This is a genomic window from Streptomyces sp. NPDC007856, from assembly GCF_042868225.1.
Lineage (GTDB): Bacteria > Actinomycetota > Actinomycetes > Streptomycetales > Streptomycetaceae > Streptomyces.
The window spans coordinates 731,254-750,295 of sequence record NZ_JBIAEC010000001.1 but is presented as its reverse complement, the minus strand read 5'-3'; the positions used below and the strand labels follow the sequence as shown (position 1 = coordinate 750,295).

Annotated in this window: 21 protein-coding genes; 9 read left to right on the top strand and 12 right to left on the bottom strand. The window is 71.4% G+C overall.

Annotated features, from left to right (window positions below; translation table 11 throughout):
- Positions 1-77: 77 nt before the first annotated feature.
- Both ACFYOH_RS03605 and ACFYOH_RS03600 read left to right on the top strand, forming a co-directional pair.
- The gene (locus tag ACFYOH_RS03605; protein WP_388620751.1) at positions 78-956 is read left to right on the top strand and encodes a sensor histidine kinase; all 879 of its coding nucleotides are present in this window, start codon (positions 78-80) and stop codon (positions 954-956) included.
- 44 nt (positions 957-1,000) lie between these two features.
- The gene (locus tag ACFYOH_RS03600; RefSeq protein WP_388621074.1) at positions 1,001-1,762 is read left to right on the top strand and encodes a response regulator; all 762 of its coding nucleotides are present in this window, start codon (positions 1,001-1,003) and stop codon (positions 1,760-1,762) included.
- A 37-nt stretch (positions 1,763-1,799) separates the two neighbouring features.
- Here the strand turns inward: ACFYOH_RS03600 and ACFYOH_RS03595 are convergent, their stop codons facing one another.
- From ACFYOH_RS03595 to ACFYOH_RS03580, 4 genes are read right to left on the bottom strand one after another with little or no spacing between them, the layout of a single operon-like run.
- The gene (locus tag ACFYOH_RS03595) at positions 1,800-3,437 is read right to left on the bottom strand and encodes a glycoside hydrolase family 13 protein (RefSeq protein ID WP_388620749.1); all 1,638 of its coding nucleotides are present in this window, start codon (positions 3,435-3,437) and stop codon (positions 1,800-1,802) included.
- 26 nt (positions 3,438-3,463) lie between these two features.
- Positions 3,464-4,297, bottom strand: coding sequence for a carbohydrate ABC transporter permease (locus tag ACFYOH_RS03590; RefSeq protein WP_388620747.1), 834 nt, complete (start codon positions 4,295-4,297; stop codon positions 3,464-3,466).
- Entirely contained in the window at positions 4,294-5,325 is a 1,032-nt protein-coding gene (locus ACFYOH_RS03585; protein WP_388620745.1) for a carbohydrate ABC transporter permease, read from the bottom strand. Before ACFYOH_RS03585 ends, ACFYOH_RS03590 begins: the two co-directional genes overlap by 4 nt.
- A gap of 11 nt (positions 5,326-5,336) precedes the next feature.
- Positions 5,337-6,635, bottom strand: coding sequence for an ABC transporter substrate-binding protein (locus ACFYOH_RS03580; RefSeq protein WP_388620743.1), 1,299 nt, complete (start codon positions 6,633-6,635; stop codon positions 5,337-5,339).
- A gap of 274 nt (positions 6,636-6,909) precedes the next feature.
- Between ACFYOH_RS03580 and ACFYOH_RS03575 the strand changes: the two genes are divergently transcribed.
- The gene (locus ACFYOH_RS03575) at positions 6,910-7,998 is read left to right on the top strand and encodes a LacI family DNA-binding transcriptional regulator (RefSeq protein WP_388620741.1); all 1,089 of its coding nucleotides are present in this window, start codon (positions 6,910-6,912) and stop codon (positions 7,996-7,998) included.
- Between the two features lie 104 nt (positions 7,999-8,102).
- On the opposite strand, the gene ACFYOH_RS03570 is transcribed toward ACFYOH_RS03575, so the two are convergent.
- Both ACFYOH_RS03570 and ACFYOH_RS03565 read right to left on the bottom strand, forming a co-directional pair.
- Complete coding sequence (locus tag ACFYOH_RS03570) at positions 8,103-8,342, bottom strand: hypothetical protein (RefSeq protein WP_388620739.1); 240 nt, start codon at positions 8,340-8,342, stop codon at positions 8,103-8,105.
- Between the two features lie 17 nt (positions 8,343-8,359).
- Positions 8,360-9,514: an anion permease gene (locus ACFYOH_RS03565; protein WP_388620737.1), complete on the bottom strand. Its 1,155-nt coding sequence runs from the start codon at positions 9,512-9,514 to the stop codon at positions 8,360-8,362.
- Positions 9,515-9,653: 139 nt separating this feature from the next.
- Between ACFYOH_RS03565 and ACFYOH_RS03560 the strand changes: the two genes are divergently transcribed.
- The 3 genes from ACFYOH_RS03560 to ACFYOH_RS03550 are packed head-to-tail and all read left to right on the top strand — an operon-like array spanning position 9,654 to position 11,330.
- Positions 9,654-10,052, top strand: coding sequence for a helix-turn-helix transcriptional regulator (locus tag ACFYOH_RS03560; RefSeq protein ID WP_388620735.1), 399 nt, complete (start codon positions 9,654-9,656; stop codon positions 10,050-10,052).
- A gap of 56 nt (positions 10,053-10,108) precedes the next feature.
- Positions 10,109-10,525 (top strand): VOC family protein, encoded by a 417-nt coding sequence (locus tag ACFYOH_RS03555; RefSeq protein WP_388620733.1) that lies wholly within the window; start codon positions 10,109-10,111, stop codon positions 10,523-10,525.
- A 55-nt stretch (positions 10,526-10,580) separates the two neighbouring features.
- A complete protein-coding gene (locus ACFYOH_RS03550; protein WP_388620731.1) occupies positions 10,581-11,330 on the top strand; it encodes a VOC family protein in 750 nt (249 codons plus the stop codon).
- A 304-nt stretch (positions 11,331-11,634) separates the two neighbouring features.
- On the opposite strand, the gene ACFYOH_RS03545 is transcribed toward ACFYOH_RS03550, so the two are convergent.
- Genes ACFYOH_RS03545 through ACFYOH_RS03530 form a run of 4 tightly spaced genes read right to left on the bottom strand, consistent with a single transcriptional unit; the run spans position 11,635 to position 13,302 of the window.
- Complete coding sequence (locus ACFYOH_RS03545; protein ID WP_388620729.1) at positions 11,635-11,967, bottom strand: DUF952 domain-containing protein; 333 nt, start codon at positions 11,965-11,967, stop codon at positions 11,635-11,637.
- 39 nt (positions 11,968-12,006) lie between these two features.
- Positions 12,007-12,429, bottom strand: a complete 423-nt coding sequence (locus ACFYOH_RS03540; RefSeq protein ID WP_388620727.1) for a YciI family protein — start codon at positions 12,427-12,429, stop codon at positions 12,007-12,009.
- A 31-nt stretch (positions 12,430-12,460) separates the two neighbouring features.
- A complete protein-coding gene (locus ACFYOH_RS03535) occupies positions 12,461-12,688 on the bottom strand; it encodes a hypothetical protein (RefSeq protein WP_388620725.1) in 228 nt (75 codons plus the stop codon).
- 26 nt (positions 12,689-12,714) lie between these two features.
- Positions 12,715-13,302, bottom strand: a complete 588-nt coding sequence (locus ACFYOH_RS03530) for a dihydrofolate reductase family protein (RefSeq protein WP_388620723.1) — start codon at positions 13,300-13,302, stop codon at positions 12,715-12,717.
- Between the two features lie 144 nt (positions 13,303-13,446).
- Between ACFYOH_RS03530 and ACFYOH_RS03525 the strand changes: the two genes are divergently transcribed.
- Positions 13,447-14,037: a TetR/AcrR family transcriptional regulator gene (locus tag ACFYOH_RS03525; protein WP_388620721.1), complete on the top strand. Its 591-nt coding sequence runs from the start codon at positions 13,447-13,449 to the stop codon at positions 14,035-14,037.
- A gap of 516 nt (positions 14,038-14,553) precedes the next feature.
- On the opposite strand, the gene ACFYOH_RS03520 is transcribed toward ACFYOH_RS03525, so the two are convergent.
- Entirely contained in the window at positions 14,554-15,678 is a 1,125-nt protein-coding gene (locus ACFYOH_RS03520) for a family 2 encapsulin nanocompartment cargo protein polyprenyl transferase (RefSeq protein WP_388621072.1), read from the bottom strand.
- A gap of 124 nt (positions 15,679-15,802) precedes the next feature.
- Positions 15,803-17,209: a family 2B encapsulin nanocompartment shell protein gene (locus tag ACFYOH_RS03515; protein ID WP_388620719.1), complete on the bottom strand. Its 1,407-nt coding sequence runs from the start codon at positions 17,207-17,209 to the stop codon at positions 15,803-15,805.
- A 289-nt stretch (positions 17,210-17,498) separates the two neighbouring features.
- Here ACFYOH_RS03515 and ACFYOH_RS03510 point away from each other — a divergent pair, with 289 nt between their 5' ends.
- Entirely contained in the window at positions 17,499-18,092 is a 594-nt protein-coding gene (locus ACFYOH_RS03510) for an N-acetylmuramoyl-L-alanine amidase (RefSeq protein ID WP_388620717.1), read from the top strand.
- Positions 18,093-18,102: 10 nt separating this feature from the next.
- On the top strand, positions 18,103-19,041 hold the full coding sequence (locus tag ACFYOH_RS03505) for a 1-aminocyclopropane-1-carboxylate deaminase/D-cysteine desulfhydrase (protein ID WP_388620715.1): 939 nt from the start codon (positions 18,103-18,105) through the stop codon (positions 19,039-19,041).
- The last annotated feature ends 1 nt before the right edge of the window (position 19,042 follow it).

The following is a 19,042-nucleotide window of genomic DNA, read 5'->3' as shown; positions in this document are numbered from 1 at the left end:
TCCCGCGGCGGTGGTCATCCCGGCGATGTACGGGATGGCCCCGGAGGAGGACGCCCGTCCGTCGGCCGGCTGGCACGATGGACGGCGTGTGGACATCGGAGACGGGCGCGCTGCTCATCGCCCTGGCAGCGGTGGGCCTGGCGTCGGCCGGTGGCGCCGTCGTGCTGCTGGCGCGGGCCCGCCGCCGGTACCGCAAGGTGCTGGAGGACCGGCGCTGGCTGCTGGAGCGTGAGCGGGAGGCCGCAGCCCGTACGGCGGTGGTGGCCGAACGCGCCCGCATCGCCCGCGAGTTGCACGACATCGTCAGCCACAAGGTCGGCCTCATGGTGGTACAGGCGACGGCCGCCCGGGAGGTGCTCGCCACCCTGCCGGACGCGGCGGAGACCGCGCTGGCGGCCGTCGAGGGCGCCGGCCGCGACGCGATGACCGAACTGCGCCACCTGCTCGGTCTGTTGGCGCCGTCGCCGGACGGCGACGACCCCGCCGAGCCGAGCGAGCACGGAGACCTCTCCGGACTCGCGCCGCAGCCGAGCCTGCGCCAACTGGGCACGCTCGTCGACCGGATCGCCTTCGCCGGACTGCCGGTCGAGGTGCGGATCTCCGGGGAACCGCGCCCGCTGCCTCCCGGCATCGACGTCACCGCCTACCGGATCATCCAGGAGGCGCTGACCAATTCGCTCAAGTACGGCGACGGCGGCACGGCGACCGTGACGGTGCGCTATGCCGACCACAGCCTTCGGGTCGAGGTGCTGGACAGCGGACCGAGCGTGCTGGCCGCCGACCACGCGAGCAGCGGTCCGGCACCGGGTCCCGGGAAGCGCCGGGACGAGGGGGCGGGGCGCGGCCTGATCGGCCTGCGTGAGCGTGTGGCCGTCTACGGCGGCCACTTCGACGCCCGGCGCCGCATCGGCGGTGGGTACCGTGTCCGTGCCCGCATCCCGCTGGAGCGCCCGTGACCGAACCCGCCGCACACCCCGGCCTCGGCCCCGCGCCGGGCCGCATCCCGGACTGCCCTGCCCCGGCCCCTGTCCCGGCCCAGGAAACCGGTGCCCCGCGCGTCCTCATCGCCGACGACGAAGAGCTCATCCGCACCGGGTTCCGGCTGATCCTCACCTCGCGCGGCATCGAGGTCGTCGGTGAGGCGGCGGACGGACTGCGGGCCGTGGCGGAAGCGGAACGGCTGCGCCCGGACGTCGTCCTGATGGACATCCGGATGCCCGACCTGGACGGCCTGGAAGCCGCCAAGCTCGTCCTGCGGCTGGTGCCGCGGTGCCGGGTCCTCATGCTCACCACGTTCGACCTCGACCGCTACGTCTACGCGGCGCTCGCCACCGGCGCGAGCGGTTTCCTGCTCAAGGACGTCACTGCCGCCCATCTCGCCGCGGCGGTACGGCTGGTGAACACGGGCGACGCGCTGCTCGCCCCCTCGATCACCCGCCGTCTGGTCGAGCGGTACGCGGCCGGCCACGAGGCCGGCCCGGCCGTGCCCGCGCACCGCCCCGCCACCGCACCGCCCTCACCCGCGCTCCACCGTGACCTGGCCGCGCTGACCCCCCGCGAGCGCGAGGTGCTGATGCTGATGGGCCGGGGCCTGTCGAACACCGAGCTCGCCGCGTCCCTCACGCTCAGCGAGGCCACCGTGAAGACGCACGTCGCCCGGATCTTCGCCAAGCTCGACCTCCGCGACCGCGCCCAGGCCGTCGTCCTCGCTTATGAGACGGGCCTGGTCACGCCCGGCGGAGCGGCCACCGGTCGGCAGTGACCGGTGGCCGCCTGTCGCTGCTCACGGAAGGGAGCCGCTACACCGCCAGCCAGGCCGCCTGGTCCGGGGCCAGCCGGCCGCCCTCCAGGGGTTCGCTGGTCAGCAGGACCGCGGTGTGGTCGGGCAGCGGGTACGGCTCGGTGGAGAGGTTGACCACGCAGACGAAGCCGGGGTCGCGGCGGAAGGCGAGGACTCCGGCGGGGGCGTCCAGCCAGGTGAGGGTGCCGTCGCCGAGGGCCGGATGCTCGCGGCGCCGGCGCAGCGCGGTGCGGTAGAGCTCCAGCATTGAGGTCTCGTCGCCGGTCTGCGCCTCGACGGTGCGCGCGGCCCAGTCCGCGGGCTGCGGCAGCCAGGGTGCGGCGGAGGCGCCCTCGGGGCTGAAGCCGTACGGTGCCGTCCGCCCGGACCAGGGGATCGGCACCCGGCAGCCGTCGCGGCCGCGGTCGGTGTGGCCGGAGCGTTCCCAGACGGGGTCCTGCAGCACCGCCTCGGGCAGGTCCTCGACCTCGGGCAGGCCGAGTTCCTCGCCCTGGTAGACGTAGGCGCCGCCGGGCAGGGCGAGCATGAGCAGGGCGGCCGCGCGGGCGCGGCGGGTGCCCAGGTCGAGGTCGAGGGGGCCTTCGGGTTCGTAGCGCTCGTTGGCCACCCAGCGCTTGGCCGCCCTGCGGCCGTACCGGCTGGCGTGGCGCATGACGTCGTGGTTGGAGAGCACCCAGGTGGCGGGTGCGCCGACCGCGCCGAGCATGGCGAGGGAGTCGTCGATGACCGTGCGCAGGTCCTTGGGGTCCCAACTGGACATCAGGAAGTCGAAGTTGAACGCCGTGTGCAGGCCGTCGGCGCGGACGTAGGCCGCCAGCCGCTCGGGGGTGTCGGCCCACGCCTCGGCGACGAAGCACCGGTCGCCGGGGAACTCGTCGGCCACCTTGCGCCAGGCGCGGTAGATGTCGTGGACCTCGTCGCGGTCCCAGTGCGGGTGGTCGAGGTGGTGCCGGCGCCGGCCGACCCCGGCCGGAGGCGGCGGCAGGTCGGGCAGTTCGGGGTGCTTGATCAGTCCGTGCGCCACGTCGATACGGAAGCCGTCCACGCCCCGGGCGAACCAGAACCGCAGGATCGACTCGAACTCCGCCCGCACCTCGGGGTGCTGCCAGTTCAGGTCGGGCTGCTGCGGGGCGAAGAGGTGCAGGTACCACTCGCCGTCGGGCAGCCGGGTCCAGGCCGGGCCGCCGAAGGAGGAGACCCAGTCGTTGGGCGGCAGGTCGCCGTCGGGGCCGCGGCCGGGGCGGAAGATGTAGCGGTCGCGTTCCGGGCTGCCCGGGCCGGCCGCCAGCGCCGCCTGGAACCAGGCATGCCGGTCGGAGGTGTGGTTGGGCACCATGTCGGGGATGACGCGGATCCCGTGCCGGTGGGCTTCCTCGATGAGCCGCTCGGCCTCCTGCACGGTGCCGAACAGCGGGTCGATCGCGCGGTAGTCGGCCACGTCGTAACCGTGGTCCGCCTGCGGCGACTTGTACCACGGGTTGATCCAGAGCGCGTCGACGCCCAGCGCCTTCAGGTACGGCAGTCGGGAGCGGATGCCGGCGATGTCACCGACGCCGTCCCCGTTCCCGTCGGCGAAGCTGCGGATGTAGACCTGGTAGATGACGGCGCTGCGCCACCACGGTGCGGTGCCGGACATGCTGCTCCTTAGGAGTGGAAGAGGGCTTACTTCGCGGCACCGGCCGTCAGGCCGGCGACGATGCGGCGCTGGAAGAGCAGCACCATGACCACCAGCGGGATCGTGACGAGGACGCCCGCTGCCATCTGGCTGCCGAACGGGGTCTCGTAGGTCGTGGCGCCGGTGAACTTGGAGATGGCGACCGGTGCGGTCTGCATGTCCGGCCGGTTGGTCATCGACAGGGCGATGAGGAACTCGTTCCAGGCGGCGATGAACGTGATGATCGCGGTGGTGAAGATGCCGGGCGCGGCGAGCGGGACGATGACCTTGCGGAAGGCCTGGCCGCGGGTGCAGCCGTCGACCATGGCGGCGTGCTCCAGTTCGTCCGGCATCTGCCGGAAGAAGGTGGTCAGGTTCCACACCGCCAGCGGCAGTGCGAAGGACATGCTCGGCACGATCATGGCCTGGTAGGTGTTGATCCAGCCGATGTCCGTGAACAGCTTCAGCAGCGGGACCACGATCGACACCACCGGAAACATCGAGGTGGCGATGATCAGGGTGAGGATCAGCCGCTTGAACCGGAACTCCAGCCTCGCCATCGCGTAGGCGGTGAACGTGGCCAGCAGCAGCGCCAGCGCGGTGGTGACACCGGCCACGACCAGGCTGTTGAGCAGCGCCCGGGTGAAACCCTGGGAGGCGCCGAACAGCGACCGGTAGTTCGCGAACGACACCGGTGACGGGACGAGTGAGGTGTCGAAGATGTCGGAGGTGCGGCGCAGGCTGGAGACCAGCATCCAGTAGAAGGGGGCCAGGCAGTAGGCCACCACCGCGGCGACCCCCACGTACAGCAGGCGGCCGCGCCACTTCGCCGTGGTCGTCATGCCGTCACCTCCGTACGGCGCGCGAACACGAGCCTGGTCTTCGTCTTCCGGCGGCCGCCGCCGGTGTCGCCGACGAGATCCGCGCCCAGCAGCCGTACGAAGGCGAGCGCGATGAGGAAGACGTACAGGAAGAGCAGGACCGCGTAGGCGGAGGCGGGCCCGAAGCGGACGTTGGACGCCTCGTTCTGCGCCAGCATGGACAGCGTTTCCACCGAATTCTTCTGCGCGCCGATCAGGATGTACGGCAGGTCGAACATCCGCAGCGCGTCCATGCAGCGGAACAGCATGGCCACCAGCAGCGCGGGTTTCACCAGGGGCAGCGTGATGTGCCAGAACCGGCGCAGCGCGCTCGCCCCGTCGATGCGGGCCGCCTCGTATACCTCGTTCGGAATGACCTGCAGTCCGGCCAGGACCAGCAGCCCGATGAACGGGGCGGTCTTCCATACCTCGGCGACGATGACCGCGACCTTGGCGTGGAAGCCCTCGGTGGTCCACAGGATCTGATGGCCGATCAGGGCGTTGGCGATGCCGTCACTGTTGAAGATCCACCGCCACAGCAGGGCGGAGATGGCCGTGGGCACCGCCCAGGGCACGAGGATGCTCGCCCGCACCAGGGCCCGGCCGCTGAACGCCCGGTGCATGATCAGGGCCATCACCACACCGGTCACCGTCTCCAGTCCGACGGTGACGACCGTGAAGAAGCTGGTGTTCCAGAAGGCGTTCCAGAACCGGTCCCCGGCGGCGCCGAAGATGTCGGCGTAGTTCTTCAGCCCGACGAACGGCTCGGTGCTGCGGATGAAGCCGGTCCTCGGGTCGAGACCCTTCGGTCCGTACAGCGACTCCCTGAGCGCCATGAGCGTCGGGTAGAGCACGACGACCGTCAGCACCAGCAGCGTCGGGGACACCAGCAGGGCCGCCATCCGCCCGGCGCCGGCCGTGGCGCGGGCCCGCCGGCCTGTCACGGTCGTACCGGACCGGCGATGGGGCTCGGCCGCCGCGGGTCCGGGCGGTATCTCGATGTCGGTCATGGCCCCGCTCCTCACTGCCCGGTGGACTTCAGCAGCTCCCGCTGCAGGTCCTTCAGCGCCTGTGCGCTGCTCTTGGTGCCGGTCAGCGCGGCGTACGCCTCCTGCTGGACCGCCGAGGTGACATCGCCGTACTGGACGACGCGCGGGCGCGGCACGGCGTGCAGGATCGACTGCTTGAGGACCGGGAGGTACGGGTACTGCCCGGCCAGCGCCGCGTCGTCGTACAGGTCGGCGTACGGCGGGGCCAGGGAGGCCTTCTCCAGGAAGGTCTTCGCGGTGGTCTCGCTGCTGTAGAACTTCATGAAGTCCAGGGCCGTCGCCTTGTTCTTGGCGAAGGACGACAGGGCCAGGTTGTGACCGCCCAGGCTGGAGGCGCCGAGGCCGTTCAGGCCGGGCAGCGGCGCGACGGCGTACTTGCCGGCCAGCTTGCTCTTGCCGGCGAGCGCGTACATGTACGGCCAGTTGCGCAGGAAGACCAGCTTGCCGGCCTGGAAGGCCTGGCGGCCGTCCTCCTCCTGGTAGGTGATGGCCTCCTTGGGGATCGTGGCGTCCCGGAACGAGCCGGCCAGGAAGTCCAGTCCCTTCTTCGCCTCGGGGGTGTCCACGTCGGGCTTGCCGTTCGCGTCGGTGACGACACCGCCCGCGGAGTTCACGGCCTCGGAGAAGTTGACCGTCAGGCCCTCGTACTTCTGGAACTGCCCGGCGTAGCAGGACACGCCCTTGGCGGCGGGCAGCTTCTTCACCTTGGCGCAGTCGGCCTTCAACTCGGCCCAGGTCGCCGGGGCCTTGCCGATTCCCGCCTGCTTCAGCAAGTCGGTGCGGTAGTACAGCATGCCGCCGTCCGAGCTGGCCGGGGCCGCGTACAGACCACCGCGGTACTTGGCCGTCTCCACCACCGGCTTGAGCATCCTGTCCAGGGGGAACTGCTGCTCGGGCAGCTTGTCGATCCACTGGTGCGCGGCGAACTCCGACGTCCACACGACGTCCAGAGAGAGCACCGTATAGGCGTCGGACTTCGTCTCGGCGTTCTGGATCATCTGCTGGCGCTGCGCGTCCGCGTCCGTGGGCAGCTGGATGAAGGTGACCTTCTCCTTCGGGTGCAGCTTGTTCCACTGGTCGAGGACCGGCTGGACGGCTCCGGTGGTGTCCTTTCCGGCCACGTAGGTGATGGGGCCGCGGCCGGTGAACGAGGTGGGCCCGGACTGGCCTGCGGAGCCGCCGTCGTCGGACGAGCCGCAGGCGGCGAGGAGGAGTCCGGCGGCGGCGAGCGCGGCCGAGCATCGAAGGGCTCTGGCGGTTGTGGTCTTCACTGTCTCTCCTGGTCGTGCGGAACCTGAGGCGACGCTGTTGTGAGACTGCGTTGTCATAGCAACTTCTTGATCAAATGCGCAGGTCAAAGCACATGGCGCAAGTACACGGGGGACTGCTTTGACCTGTCCGAGACAACGCTTGCACGCTAGGAGTGGACCAAGCGGAAGTCAATGCGTTACTTCCCGGTAACGAGTGGGAATCAGGGCCCCGAGCTTGTGAAAGCGCTGTCACAACCAGCGTCGACAACGGGCCTTCTGTGCTACCGTCCGGCACATGCCTCCAGCTCAGCGACACCCGACGATGGCTGACGTCGCCGAACGGGCCGGGGTCTCCACGTCCACCGTCTCGCGGACCCTGCGCGGCCTGACCACCGTCTCCCCGGAGGTGCGCGCCCGGGTCGAACAGGCCGCCCGCGAGCTGAACTTCGCCGTCTCCCGGCAGGCCGCAAGCCTTGTCACGGGGAAGACCGGGACCGTGGCGGTGCTCGTCCCCACACTCAACGCGTGGTTCATGGGCTCGGCCCTCTCCAGCCTGGCCCCGGTGCTGCGGGCCGCGGGGATGGAGCTGACCGTCTATGTGATCCCCGACCTCGCCGAGCGCACCTCGTTCTTCGACCGGCTGCCCGCCCGCCGGAACGCCGACGCGCTGCTGGTCTTCTCCTTCGACCTCACCGAGGAGGAGACCGACCGGCTGGACACCCTCGGCATGCCGGTCATCTACGTCAGCCAGCACGTCGACGGCCGCCCGAGCGTGTACGTCGACGACGTCGCCGGCGCCCTGCACGGCACCCGGCACCTGCTCAACCTCGGGCACCGGCGGATCGCGTTCATCAAGACGGTGGGCGCGAGCGGCTTCTCCTTCAGCTCCAACGAGCGGCTGCTCGGCTATCAGCAGGCGCTCACCGAGGCGAGCGTCCCCCTCGACGAGAACCTGGTGGCCGGGCTCCCGGTGGGCGACAAACGCGCCACCGCCGAAGCGCTGGGGAAGCTGCTGAGCCTGCGCGAGCCGCCCACCGCCGTCTTCGCCGAACAGGACGAGGTCGCCGTCGCCGTCCTCCGGGCCCTACGCCGGACGCACATCGAGGTACCCACGCAGATGTCCGTCCTCGGCTTCGACGACCAGCCGGTGGCCGACTGGTTCGACCTGTCCACCATCGCCCAGTCACCCTCGGACATCGGCCGCGAGGCCGGCCGGCTGGCCCTGCGGCTCATCGACGGCTCCGAGGCGGACCAGCCCGACCAGGCGGACCAGGCGGACCACAAGCAGCACATCGTGCTGCCCACGCATCTGATCCCGCGGGCCACCACCGCGCCCGTCCCGCACGGCGACCGGGACGCCGACGGCGAACTTCCGCGCGCCTGAGGCTTTCTGCCGTACGCGTTCGGAGGACGGGTACGGTCGCGAGTTCGGCGACGGGTCCGGTCGGTTTCCCCTCGACCGGGCCCCTGCCGTCCGCGTGTCCACGGTCAGTGGAACTGCGGCACGATCAGACAGATCCCGTACACCACCACCGCCGCGCAGGCGAGGAAGCACAGGGCGGCCTGGACCCGGCCCGCGGTGGCGGCTCCGGAGCGGCCGGCTTCGGCGGCGTCGGATTCGGCCCGGGACAGGCCCAGGACGCCGAAGGTGAAGACGACGACCACGGCGACCGTGACACCGAGGCTGACCGCGGCGACCTTGCCGAGGGCGGACCAGTCGACATGCATGGGGACTCCCAGGGGGTTCAGGCGGCCGAGCGGACGTTCGTCGGGCCCGGGGCGCGGAGGGTGACCTCGTGGTGGTCGTTGACGTTGTCGGCGCGCACCGGGTTACGGCGGGACGCGGCGACGATGACGGCGGCGAAGGCCAGGGCGACCAGGGCGATGACCGCCGTACCGAGATTGCCGCCGTGCTTGACCACGCTCGCCGCGAGGCCGCCGACCAGCGCGGCGGAGGGCAGGGTGATCAGCCAGGCCAGCACCATACGGCCGGCCACGCCCCAGCGGACCTCCGCGAGCCGGCGGCCCAGGCCGGCGCCGAGGATGCTGCCCGAGGCGACCTGGGTCGTGGACAGCGCGAAGCCCAGGTGGGCCGAGCTGAGGATCACGGCCGTGGAAGCCGTCTCGGCGGCGAAGCCCTGCGGTGACTGGATCTCCGCCAGCCCCTTGCCCATGGTGCGGATGATCCGCCAGCCGCCCAGGTAGGTGCCGAGGCCGATGGCGAGGCCCGCCGAGCCGATCACCCACACCGGCGGACCCGCGTCATGGCCGAGTGCGCCCGCCGAGATGAGGGTCAGCGTGATCACGCCCATGGTCTTCTGCGCGTCGTTGGTGCCGTGCGCGAGGGAGACCAGGGAGGCGGAGGCGGCCTGGCCGAGGCGGAAGCCCCTGGTCACCGACTCCTGGCGGGCGCGGGCGGAGAGCTTGTAGGCGAGGTAGGTGGCGACCAGGGCGGCCAGGCCGGCCACCACCGGAGAGGCCACGGCCGGGATCAGCACCTTGTCGACGACCTTGTCGAAGTGCACGGCGCCGGAGCCGGCGCCGACCCAGACCGCGCCGATCAGACCGCCGAAGAGGGCGTGGGAGGAGCTGGAGGGCAGTCCGGCGAGCCAGGTCACCAGATTCCACAGGATCGCGCCGACCAGCCCCGCGAAGATCATCGCCGGGCTGACCAGGGCGTCGTCCACGATCCCGCCGGAGATCGTCTTCGCGACCTCGGTCGAGAGAAAGGCCCCGGCGATATTGAGGATCCCGCTGATCATGACCGCTACGCGCGGTTTGAGTGCGCCGGTCGCGATGGAGGTGGCCATCGCGTTCGCAGTGTCGTGGAACCCGTTCGTGAAGTCGAACGCCAGTGCCGTGACGATGACGACCGCCACGAGGAACGTGATGTGGTCCATTCCCCAAGGCAAGCAAGAGAGGGCCAGTGCATGGGGAACCGAAGGCGAACGGCGTGTCGAACATCGGGAGGCCTGTTGTGCAGTCCTGTGCGAAACCGTTGCATCCGGCGGTGTCGGTGCCCTGTGCCAAGCTGTGGACGTGACCCTGGAGGACCTCAGACAGCTGCGGCGCGTGCGCGACCGCATGGACCGGGAGTACGCCGAGCCGCTCGACATCACCGAGCTGGCCCGGGGCGCCCATATGTCACCCGGCCACTTCCAGCGCAGCTTCCGCAAGGCCTTCGGGGAGACGCCGTACAGCTATCTGATGACCCGCAGGATCGAGCGGGCCAAGGCGCTGCTGCGCCGGGGCGATCTCACCGTGACCGAGGTGTGCCTCGCCGTGGGGTGTACGTCACTGGGCTCCTTCAGCTCCCGCTTCACCGAGCTGGTCGGGGAGACCCCGAGCGCCTACCGGGCCCGCGACCACGAGGAGAGCGCGGTGATCCCGTCCTGCGTGGCCCGTACGTTCACCCGGCCCCGCCGCCGGCCGTACTGAGCCCCGCCCGCCCGTACGGAGGCGCGCCGTCGCCCGGATGGGCCTAGCGTGAGCCCATGGACGTGAAACTCAAGAACTGCTTCATCGCGGTGGACGACCACGACAAGGCGCTCGCCTTCTACCGTGACGTGCTCGGTCTGGAGGTCCGCAATGACGTGAGCTTCGAGGACATGCGCTGGGTGACGCTGGGCTCGCCGCTGCAGCCGGACGTCGACATCGTGCTGGAGCCGCCCGGCGCGAACCCGGACGCCTCCCCCGCCGACCGGCAGGCGATGGCCGAGCTGTTGGCCAAGGGCATGCTCCGGGGTGTCATCTTCACGACCGAGGACTGCGACGCGCTGTACGAGCGGGTGCGGGCGTCCGGCGCCGATGTGCTCCAGGAGCCGACGGACCAGCCGTACGGTGTGCGCGACTGCGCCTTCCGGGACCCGGCGGGCAACCAGCTGCGCTTCCTCCAGCGCCCCGCGGAGTGAGTGCCCCGGCTGATTTCCCGGAGATCGTCGAGGAGTTCGGACCTACACTCCCCACATGATCGTTCGCTGGACGTACGCCTTCGTCGACCGCCCCGCCGGCCGGCTGCCCGAGGCGCGCGACTTCTGGACGGCCGTCACCGGCACCCGGGCGTCCCGGCCCCGTGGTGAGCGCGGCGAGTTCCTGACCCTGCTGCCCGAGGAGGCGGCCGGGACGGACCCGTGCGTGAAGCTCCAGGGCGTCACCGGGGGCGACGGCGGCGCCCATCTCGACCTCTGCACCGAGGACGTACGGGAGTTGACCGGGGCGGCCCTGGAACTCGGCGCGGCGCTGGTGTCGGACCACGGCGAGTGGGCCGTACTGCGTTCCCCGGCGGGGCAGTTGTTCTGTGCCGTGCCCTGGCACGGAGAGACGGTACGGCCGCCGGTGGTGGCCGGCGGCCGGCTGGACCAGGTGTGCCTGGACATCCCGCCGTCGGCGTACGCCGCCGAGTCGGACTTCTGGGCCGGTCTCACCGGCTGGGAGCGGCTGAAGGGGTCCCTGCCGGAGTTCGAGGTGCTGAGGCCGCCGGCGGGGCTGCCCGTCCGGATCCTGCTCCAACGGCTCGGCGAGGAGCGCGCCGTTTCCGCCCACCTCGATCTGGCCTGCGCGGACATCGCCGCCGTCCGCGCCCGGCACGAGGAGCACGGCGCCGTCGTGGTGGGCGGCGGCCCGCACTGGACGGTGCTCCGCGACCCGGCGGGCGGCATCTACTGCCTGACCGGCCGCGACCCGGAGACCGGCGGCCTGCCGGGCGCCGGCCGGTGAGACGGGCGACGGGTGCCGGTCAGCGAGCCGTCGTCCCGTAGAGGCACACGACCCCGGTACGCGAGGGCTCGGCCGGATCCTGCGGCGGACTCGGCGGGCAGGAGCGGTCGTCACCAGGCGGCTTCCGCAGGCGCCGCGCACCCGGCGACGGACGGGCCCCGTGCCCGCCGTCCCAGACTTACGGCCCCGGGGCCGGGCGTCCTCCTGGAGCAGGAGCGTGAGTCCTCCCCCCACGGCCACGGCGACCGCCCAGACCATCACCGCCCACCGCCACCCCGGCGACGAGGCGTTCCCTGCTGCCCGGTCACCCCCAGGACTCCACGGCCACCACGGCGTCGGCCGGCACCGGCCCGTACACATGCGGGAACTCCTCCCCGCCGGGCTCCACGGCCTCGTACTTCACCGGCGCGCCGACCAGGGCCGGGTCCACGACCAGCACGACCAGTTCGTCCGGGCCTGCGTAGTCGCCGTAGAGGAACTCGGCGATGCGGGGGAGCTGTTCGCGGGTGGAGAAGTGGATGAAGCCCTCCTCCTGCAGGGCGCGGCCACGGGTCGACACCTCGTAGGTGCCGCGCTCGCGCGCCGCCTCCCACAGGGAGCGCTCGGTGATGTGGACGATGTGCGGAAGTTTCGGCATGCGGCCACGCTACGGCCCCGGCCGGGGGCGCGCGCCTCCTCATCCGGTCCCGATGTCGTCCGCTCCGCCCATGACGGGCCGGATCACCACGGGGTAGTCGGTCATGGCCCCGGGGCCGGGACAGCGGGTGACGCGTTCGGCGATCTCGGTGACCCGGTCCAGGCTCGCGCAGTCCACCACCCAGTAGCCGGCCATCAGCGGCTCGGTGTCGCCGTACGGGTCGTCGGTGATCAGGGTCCGGCCGTGCTCGCCCCGCGCGACCAGCCGGGTCAGGGCGGGCTCGGCCAGGCCCTGGGCCTCGACGAGTTCGCCGGACTCGGCGAGGTCGTCGCTGAGCGCCGCCATGTACAGGTACATGGCCTTGAGCTGCACCTCGGTCCAGGCCGGAGCGTGCTCGGTGCGCTTGCCGGCCATCGCGTCGTAGTCCGCCTGGGTGCCCTGCACCATCACCAGGTACCGCATGGCCCCCTCCTTCGGCTCGGGACCGCCCGGCTCAGGACTCCTCGGCCGTGGATCCACCGGGGCTGCGCGGCTGCTCGTTCCCGTCGTCCGGGGCCGCGGGCTCGACCGGCTCGACGGGCTCGCCGTAGGCCGGGCAGTCGGGGTTGCGGCAGGGGCCGGGGCCCCACACCGGCACCCAGGCGCCCAGCGTCTTGCGCCGTCCGACGACCGTGTCGACGGGCTGTCCGCAGACGGGACAGACGTGGTCCTCGCTGTCCATGTCCTCAGGGTAGGGCGGGCGAGGGTTCAGCGCTTCCTGCGGTAGTACGTCCGCACCAGCGCGCCGTTGCCGAAGGTGCGCACCGAGTCCAGGGTGAACTCCTTGATGTCGAGTCCGGTGCCGAACATCGGCATGCCGGTGCCGTAGACGATGGGGTAGGTCTTGATGACGAGTTCGTCGATCTCGTCGAGCAGTGCGCCGGCGAGCAGCGAGCCACCGCACAGGAAGATGTCCAACCCGCCTTCCTCGGCCTTCAGTTCACGCACCCGGCCGACCAGGTCGTCGGCGATGATCTCGACGTTCGGGTCGGGGGAGCTGCCCAGCGTGCGCGAGGCGACGTACTCGCGCAGGTGGGCGTAGGGGCTGGTGATGCCCTCCTTCAGTGCCAACTCGTAGCTGGCCCGGCCCTGGATGACGGTGTCGAACCGCTTGTTCTCCAGGTGGTCCAGGCCCAGCGGCTGGCGGGCGTGGGTGGGGAGGGTCTCCGGGAACTCCGTCCCGAGGAACCTCAGGGAATCCTCGTCCAGGAAGCGGAGCATCGCGGAGGCGTCGCCGTGCTCGTCGCCGATGAAGCCGTCGAGCGAGCAGGCGATGAAGTACGTGAGCTTTCGCAAGCTTGGTCTCTTTTCGTAGGCTGCTGGGCGGCCGGACGACCACTCCGTCTGTAGTGCTTCATTTGTAGTACTCCGTATGTAGTGGTGACAAGGTCTTTCGGGGATGCTGTCGGGACCGAAGGCAAGTGGGAGAAGGGATTCCGCATGGCGGGCAATCCGGAACGGCGGGCGGCGCTGGTGGACGCCGGGATCACGGTGCTGGCGCGGGAGGGCGCGCGCGGGCTGACGTTCCGCGCGGTGGACGGCGAGGCAGGCGTGCCCACGGGTACCGCCTCCAACTACTTCACCAACCGCGACGATCTGCTCCGCCAGATCGACGCCCGGTTGCATCTCCGGCTCGCGCCCGATCCAAAGGTGGTGGAGACGCTGTTGCGCGGGGCCCGCGACCGCTCCCTGGTCATGGCGTTCATGCGGGATCTCATGGACCGCGCCACCCGCGACCGCACCGGCTATCTGGCCCTGCTGGAGATGCGCCTGGAGGCCACCCGGCGCCCGGAACTGCGCGCCTCCTACGCCAGGTCGGTGCGCGGGGACCTGGAACAGGGCATGGCGTTCCACCGCGAGAGCGGCCTGCCCGGCGGCGACGAGACCGTCACCGTCCTCTACCTCGCGATGCTCGGCCTCATCCTGGAGCACCTGACACTGCCCGGCGTCCTGGACGGAGCCCTGGCAGGAGTGAGCGTGCCGGAGGGACTGGTCGAGAGAATCGTGACGACGATCGTCCCGGCCGAGTAGACCCCGGCGGGCCTCGTCGGCGCGACGGCCCCTTGACGACGACCGTCCCTGCCGAGCGGACCGACGGGGCCCCGCGGCTCAACGGCTCAACGGCTCAACGACGATCGCCCCGGCTGAGTAACCCGGTGGGGCTCCGCGGCGCGACGGCTCCTAGACGACGGCCGTCCCCGACGAGCAGGCCGACGGGACCCACGACCCGACGACTCGTAGACGACGATCACCCCGGCCAAATAGGCAAGGCCCGCGGCGCAACGGCTCGCCGACGACGGGTGGGCCGGCGGGGACCACGGCTCGCGCACCCTGCGCCGGCTTGGAAAAGCAGCGAGCCCCGCGCACCGTGGGGATGCGCGGGACGCACCTGGCCGAAGCCCCGGTGACCGCGGGGGGTCAGGAGCCGCACAGGCCCGGAGTTCCGGGTTCTTCCCGGCTGCCGGTGTCGGCGGGGTTCGCAGGTTCTCCCGGCTGTCGGTGCCGACGGGGGCTCCCGGCTCTTCCCGGCCCCCGGGCCCGCAGGGCTCAACTGTTGCGGCGGGTGACGAACTCGGCGAGTGCCAGCAGGCCGCCCGCCGCCTCGGGAGCGGGGACCGCGCGGGACAGCTCCTGCATGGCGCGGGCCATCCGGTCGGCCGCCTCGGCCTGCGCCCAGTCCCGGCCGCCGGCCCGCTCCACGGCCAGGGCCGTACGCGCGATGCCCTCGTCGTCACCGGAGACGTACGGCTTGCCGTACAGCTCGGCGAGTTCGGCCGCGGCCTCGGTGCCGGAGGTCAGGGCCGCCACCACGGGCAGCGACTTCTTGCGGGCGGCGAGATCGGCACCGGCCGGCTTCCCGGTGTGCCGTGGGTCACCCCATATGCCGATGACGTCGTCGATCAGCTGGAAGGCGAGCCCCGCCTGGCGGCCGAAGCCGTCCAGCGCCGCCACCTGCTCCCGGCCGGCGCCCGCGTACAGCGCACCGAGGGCGCAGGCGCAGCCCAGCAGCGCGCCGGTCTTCGCCTCCGCCATGGCGAGCACCTCGTCGAGGGTGACCTCGTCCGGGGCGCGGTGCTCAAGGTCCGTGTCGGTGTGCTGGCCGGCGCACAGCTCCACGACACAGTCCGCCAGCCGGGCCGCGGCCGGACCGGAGGCCGGGTGCGGATCCTCCGCGAGCAGCCGCAGGGCCAGCGCCTGCAGTGCGTCACCGGCGAGGATCGCGTCGGCGTCGCCGAACACGGTCCAGGCCGTGGGCCGGTGCCGGCGGGAGGTGTCGCGGTCCATCACGTCGTCGTGCAACAGCGTGAAGTTGTGGACCAGTTCGACCGCCACCGCCGCCCGGACCGCCGCCGTACGGGCCTCGGATCCGCCGAGGGCCGCGGCCGCCGCCAGGACGAGCGCGGGCCGTATCGCCTTGCCGGCGTTGCCCGTTGCCGGGCTGCCGTCCGCGTGCTGCCAGCCGAAGTGGTAGAGCGCGATCCGGCGCATGGAGGCGGGCAGCGACTCCAGGGCCGACCGCAGCTCCGGGTCGACCACGGCCCGGGTGCGCTCCAGCAGCGCCGGCGCCTCCTGCCCTTCGGACCGAACTTCGAGCTGTCCGTCGAGATGCCACCGCTCCCCCGCCGTGCCCGGCTGCGGCACGGCGGGGCAACGCTGTTCGGTCTCCGTCATGAACTCGGCCATGTCTCCCCCTCGCCAGGTCCGCGGACACCGGCGTCGCCGGCCCGGCCGGACGCATATTCCGAGGGTCTACCCCGCCCGGCGGGCGGGGACACGGCCGCGAAGTGCGGAAACGTCACCTCCACCGGCCGATCTCGACGTTCTCCAGCACGCCGAGCGCGTCCGGCACCAGTACGGCGGCCGAGTAGTAGGCCGTCACCAGGTACTTGATGATGGCCTGTTCGTTGATGCCCATGAACCTCACGGACATGCTCGGCTCGATCTCGTCCGGGATGCCCGACTGCCGCAGGCCGATGACACCCTGGTCCTGCTCACCGGTACGCATCGCGATGATCGAGGTAGTGCGCTCCGGGGTGACCGGGATCTTGCTGCACGGGTAGATCGGCACTCCGCGCCAGGTCGGGATGCGGTTGCCGCCGATCTCGACGGTCTCCGGAACCAGTCCGCGCTTGTTCAGCTCGCGCCCGAACGCGGCGATCGCGCGCGGGTGGGCCAGGAACAGCTTGGTGCTGCGCCGGCGGCTGAGCAGCTCGTCCATGTCGTCCGGGCTGGGCACGCCGTCGTGCGGCTGGATCCGCTGGTCGTACTCGCAGTTGTGGAGCAGGCCGAAGTCGCGGTTGTTGATCAGCTCGTGCTCCTGGCGCTCCTTGAGCGCCTCGACCGTGAGCCTGAGCTGCTGCTCGGTCTGGTTCATCGGCTGGTTGTAGAGGTCGGCCACGCGCGTGTGGATGCGCAGCACGGTCTGGGCGATGCTCAGCTCGTACTCGCGGGGCCGCGCCTCGTAGTCCACGAAGGTGTGCGGGATGTCGGGCTCACCGGAGTGACCGGCGGCCAGCTCGACCTCCTTCTCGCCGTACTTGTTGGTCCGCTGCTCCGGCACCGAGCGCAGCTGTTCGAGGTGCTCACGCAGGCTGTCCGAGCGCTCGGCGACCTGCTGGAAGTCCTGGCGGCTGAGGATCAGCACGGTGGTCGCGGTGTCGGCGCGAACGGTGTACTCCCAGATGGCGTCCGGGTCCAGCAGCGCCTGCTCGCCGAAGTAGGCGCCGTCGGCGAGGACTCCGAGGACGGCGTCGTCGCCGTAGGGGCCGGTGCCGACCTTCTCGACCCTGCCGTGCGCCAGCAGGTACACCGCGCCCGTCTGGTTGCCGAAGTCGGCGATCACCTCGCCGGGCGCGAAGTCGCGCTGGCGGCAGCGCCGGGCGAGCTCCGTCAGCACCTCCTCGTCCTCGTAGGCGCGCAGGGCCGGCAGCTCGCCGAGTTCGGCCGGGATGACCTCGACCTGGTCCCCGGTCTTCACGAAGGTGATGCGGCCGTCGCCGACGGAGTACGTCAGCCGCCGGTTGACGCGGTACGTGCCGCCCTGGACGTCGACCCACGGGAGTGTGCGCAGCAGCCAGCGGGAGCTGATCTCCTGCATCTGAGGAACGGACTTGGTCGTGGTGGCCAGGTTCCGCGCGGCCGCCGTCCCGAGGGACTGCTGCGGCTTGCCCTGATCCGTGCGGACCTCTTCGCCTACCGACATAGAGAATTGCCTCCCAAGTATGCCCGGCACCGAATCGCAGGGGGCACCGGTCTCACCGTCGAGGCTTCCATCACGGAGCGTGGTCGCGCCATTACCCGAAAGTGCGGGAATGGATCATCGGACTACTGGGCAGGAAGAGGGACTCCGGCCGGCGCGTGGCGCCGTCGGCGACCTGCGCCGCCTGTCCGGATCGGCTCGCACAGCGTGCGAACGATGTGGTCCGGGACGTCCGGTTTCGGTAGAGATTTCATCGCAAATCGGCAGACCGGCACGGCACGAAGGAGGCGGCATGGCCCCACCCATGTCCGCGAGCGGATTCCTGGACGCACTGCGCGCGGAGGGCGTCACGGTCGTCGAGGTGGGCGACTGGCGGAACCACAACCGCAACCACAAGGGCCCGTGGGGGCCCGTCCACGGCGTGATGATCCACCACACGGTGACCCGGGGCAGCGCGCACACCGTGCAGATCTGCCGGGACGGCCACCCGGCGCTGCCGGGCCCGCTGTGCCACGGCGTGATCACCAAGGACGGCACGGTCCACCTGGTCGGCTACGGCCGCGCCAACCACGCCGGCCTCGGCGACGACGACGTGCTGCGCGCCGTCATCGCCGAGAAGGGGCTGCCGCCGGCCGACGAGGCCAACACCGACGGCAACCGGCACTTCTACGGCTTCGAGTGCGAGAACCTCGGCGACGGGGAGGACCCCTGGCCGCACGCCCAGCTGGACGCGATCGAACGGGTCGCGGCCGCTTTGTGCCGGCGGCACGGGTGGACCGAGAGGTCGGTCATCGGCCATCTGGAGTGGCGGCCGGGGAAGGTTGATCCTCGGGGGTTCGGGATGGATTGGCTGCGGGATCGCGTGGCAGAGCGACTGAAGGGGTAGCGCCGTAGGGATGCATGGCCGTCTCCGAGCCCGGTCCCCGGGCGACAATGGAGCGGTGACCAGCCGTACCCCGCTCCCCCCACGCCTCCCCTCCCCCCTCCAGGAGGTCAGGGACGACCGGTTCGAGCGGCACGGGCTGCGGCTGGTGCTCAAGCGGGACGACCTGATCCACCCCGAGCTCGTCGGCAACAAGTGGCGCAAGCTCGTGCCGAATGTCGAGGCGGCGCGAGGGCGGCCGCTGGTGACCTTCGGCGGGGCCTACTCCAACCATCTGCGGGCCACCGCCGCCGCGGGCCGCATCCTCGGGCTGCCGACCACCGGTGTGGTCCGCGGCGAGGAGCTGGCCGACCGTCCGCTCAATCCCTCGCTGGCCCGGTGCGCGGCGGACGGCATGCGGCTGCACTTCGTCGACAGATCGACGTACCGGCGGAAGAACGAGCCGGAGACGCTGGGCACCCTCCTGCGCGCGGTCGGCGCCGAGGACGCGTACGTCGTGCCCGAGGGCGGCAGCAACAGCGCGGCCGTGCGCGGCTGCCGGGTGCTGGGAGCGGAGTTGCGTGGGCTCGCCGAGGTCGTCGGCGTCGCCTGCGGCACCGGGGGCACGCTCGCCGGGCTGGCCGCCGGGCTGGCCCCCGGGCAGCGGGCACTCGGCGTGCCGGTGCTCAGGGGCGGCTTCCTGGAAGGCGACGTACAGGCCCTGCAGGAACGTGCCTTCGGCGGCCGTACCGGCTCCTGGTCCCTCGACGAGCGTTTCCACTTCGGCGGTTACGCCCGTACGACACCCGAACTTGACGCGTTCGCCGAGGACTTCGAGGACCGCCACGGGCTGCCTGTCGAACGTCTCTATGTCGCCAAGTTGCTCTACGGACTCGCCGCCCTCGCGGAGGAGGGTGCCTTCGCGCGTGGGACGACGGTCGCCGCCGTCGTCACCGGGCGGCCGTTCCCGTAGC

What these genes read in the sequence shown, in the direction of transcription:
- ACFYOH_RS03515 (WP_388620719.1), bottom strand. Translation starts at nt 17,209, where the DNA reads ATGTCGGTAGGCGAAGAGGTCCGCACGGATCAGGGCAAGCCGCAGCAG.
- ACFYOH_RS03525 (WP_388620721.1), top strand. Translation starts at nt 13,447, where the DNA reads ATGGCGGGCAATCCGGAACGGCGGGCGGCGCTGGTGGACGCCGGGATC.
- ACFYOH_RS03570 (WP_388620739.1), bottom strand. Translation starts at nt 8,342, where the DNA reads ATGCATGTCGACTGGTCCGCCCTCGGCAAGGTCGCCGCGGTCAGCCTC.
- ACFYOH_RS03540 (WP_388620727.1), bottom strand. Translation starts at nt 12,429, where the DNA reads ATGCGGTACCTGGTGATGGTGCAGGGCACCCAGGCGGACTACGACGCG.
- ACFYOH_RS03520 (WP_388621072.1), bottom strand. Translation starts at nt 15,678, where the DNA reads ATGACGGAGACCGAACAGCGTTGCCCCGCCGTGCCGCAGCCGGGCACG.
- ACFYOH_RS03590 (WP_388620747.1), bottom strand. Translation starts at nt 4,297, where the DNA reads ATGACGACCACGGCGAAGTGGCGCGGCCGCCTGCTGTACGTGGGGGTC.
- ACFYOH_RS03550 (WP_388620731.1), top strand. Translation starts at nt 10,581, where the DNA reads ATGATCGTTCGCTGGACGTACGCCTTCGTCGACCGCCCCGCCGGCCGG.
- ACFYOH_RS03505 (WP_388620715.1), top strand. Translation starts at nt 18,103, where the DNA reads ATGCATGGCCGTCTCCGAGCCCGGTCCCCGGGCGACAATGGAGCGGTG.
- ACFYOH_RS03565 (WP_388620737.1), bottom strand. Translation starts at nt 9,514, where the DNA reads ATGGACCACATCACGTTCCTCGTGGCGGTCGTCATCGTCACGGCACTG.
- ACFYOH_RS03555 (WP_388620733.1), top strand. Translation starts at nt 10,109, where the DNA reads ATGGACGTGAAACTCAAGAACTGCTTCATCGCGGTGGACGACCACGAC.
- ACFYOH_RS03510 (WP_388620717.1), top strand. Translation starts at nt 17,499, where the DNA reads ATGGCCCCACCCATGTCCGCGAGCGGATTCCTGGACGCACTGCGCGCG.
- ACFYOH_RS03575 (WP_388620741.1), top strand. Translation starts at nt 6,910, where the DNA reads ATGCCTCCAGCTCAGCGACACCCGACGATGGCTGACGTCGCCGAACGG.
- ACFYOH_RS03545 (WP_388620729.1), bottom strand. Translation starts at nt 11,967, where the DNA reads ATGCCGAAACTTCCGCACATCGTCCACATCACCGAGCGCTCCCTGTGG.
- ACFYOH_RS03595 (WP_388620749.1), bottom strand. Translation starts at nt 3,437, where the DNA reads ATGTCCGGCACCGCACCGTGGTGGCGCAGCGCCGTCATCTACCAGGTC.
- ACFYOH_RS03605 (WP_388620751.1), top strand. Translation starts at nt 78, where the DNA reads ATGGACGGCGTGTGGACATCGGAGACGGGCGCGCTGCTCATCGCCCTG.
- ACFYOH_RS03585 (WP_388620745.1), bottom strand. Translation starts at nt 5,325, where the DNA reads ATGACCGACATCGAGATACCGCCCGGACCCGCGGCGGCCGAGCCCCAT.
- ACFYOH_RS03535 (WP_388620725.1), bottom strand. Translation starts at nt 12,688, where the DNA reads ATGGACAGCGAGGACCACGTCTGTCCCGTCTGCGGACAGCCCGTCGAC.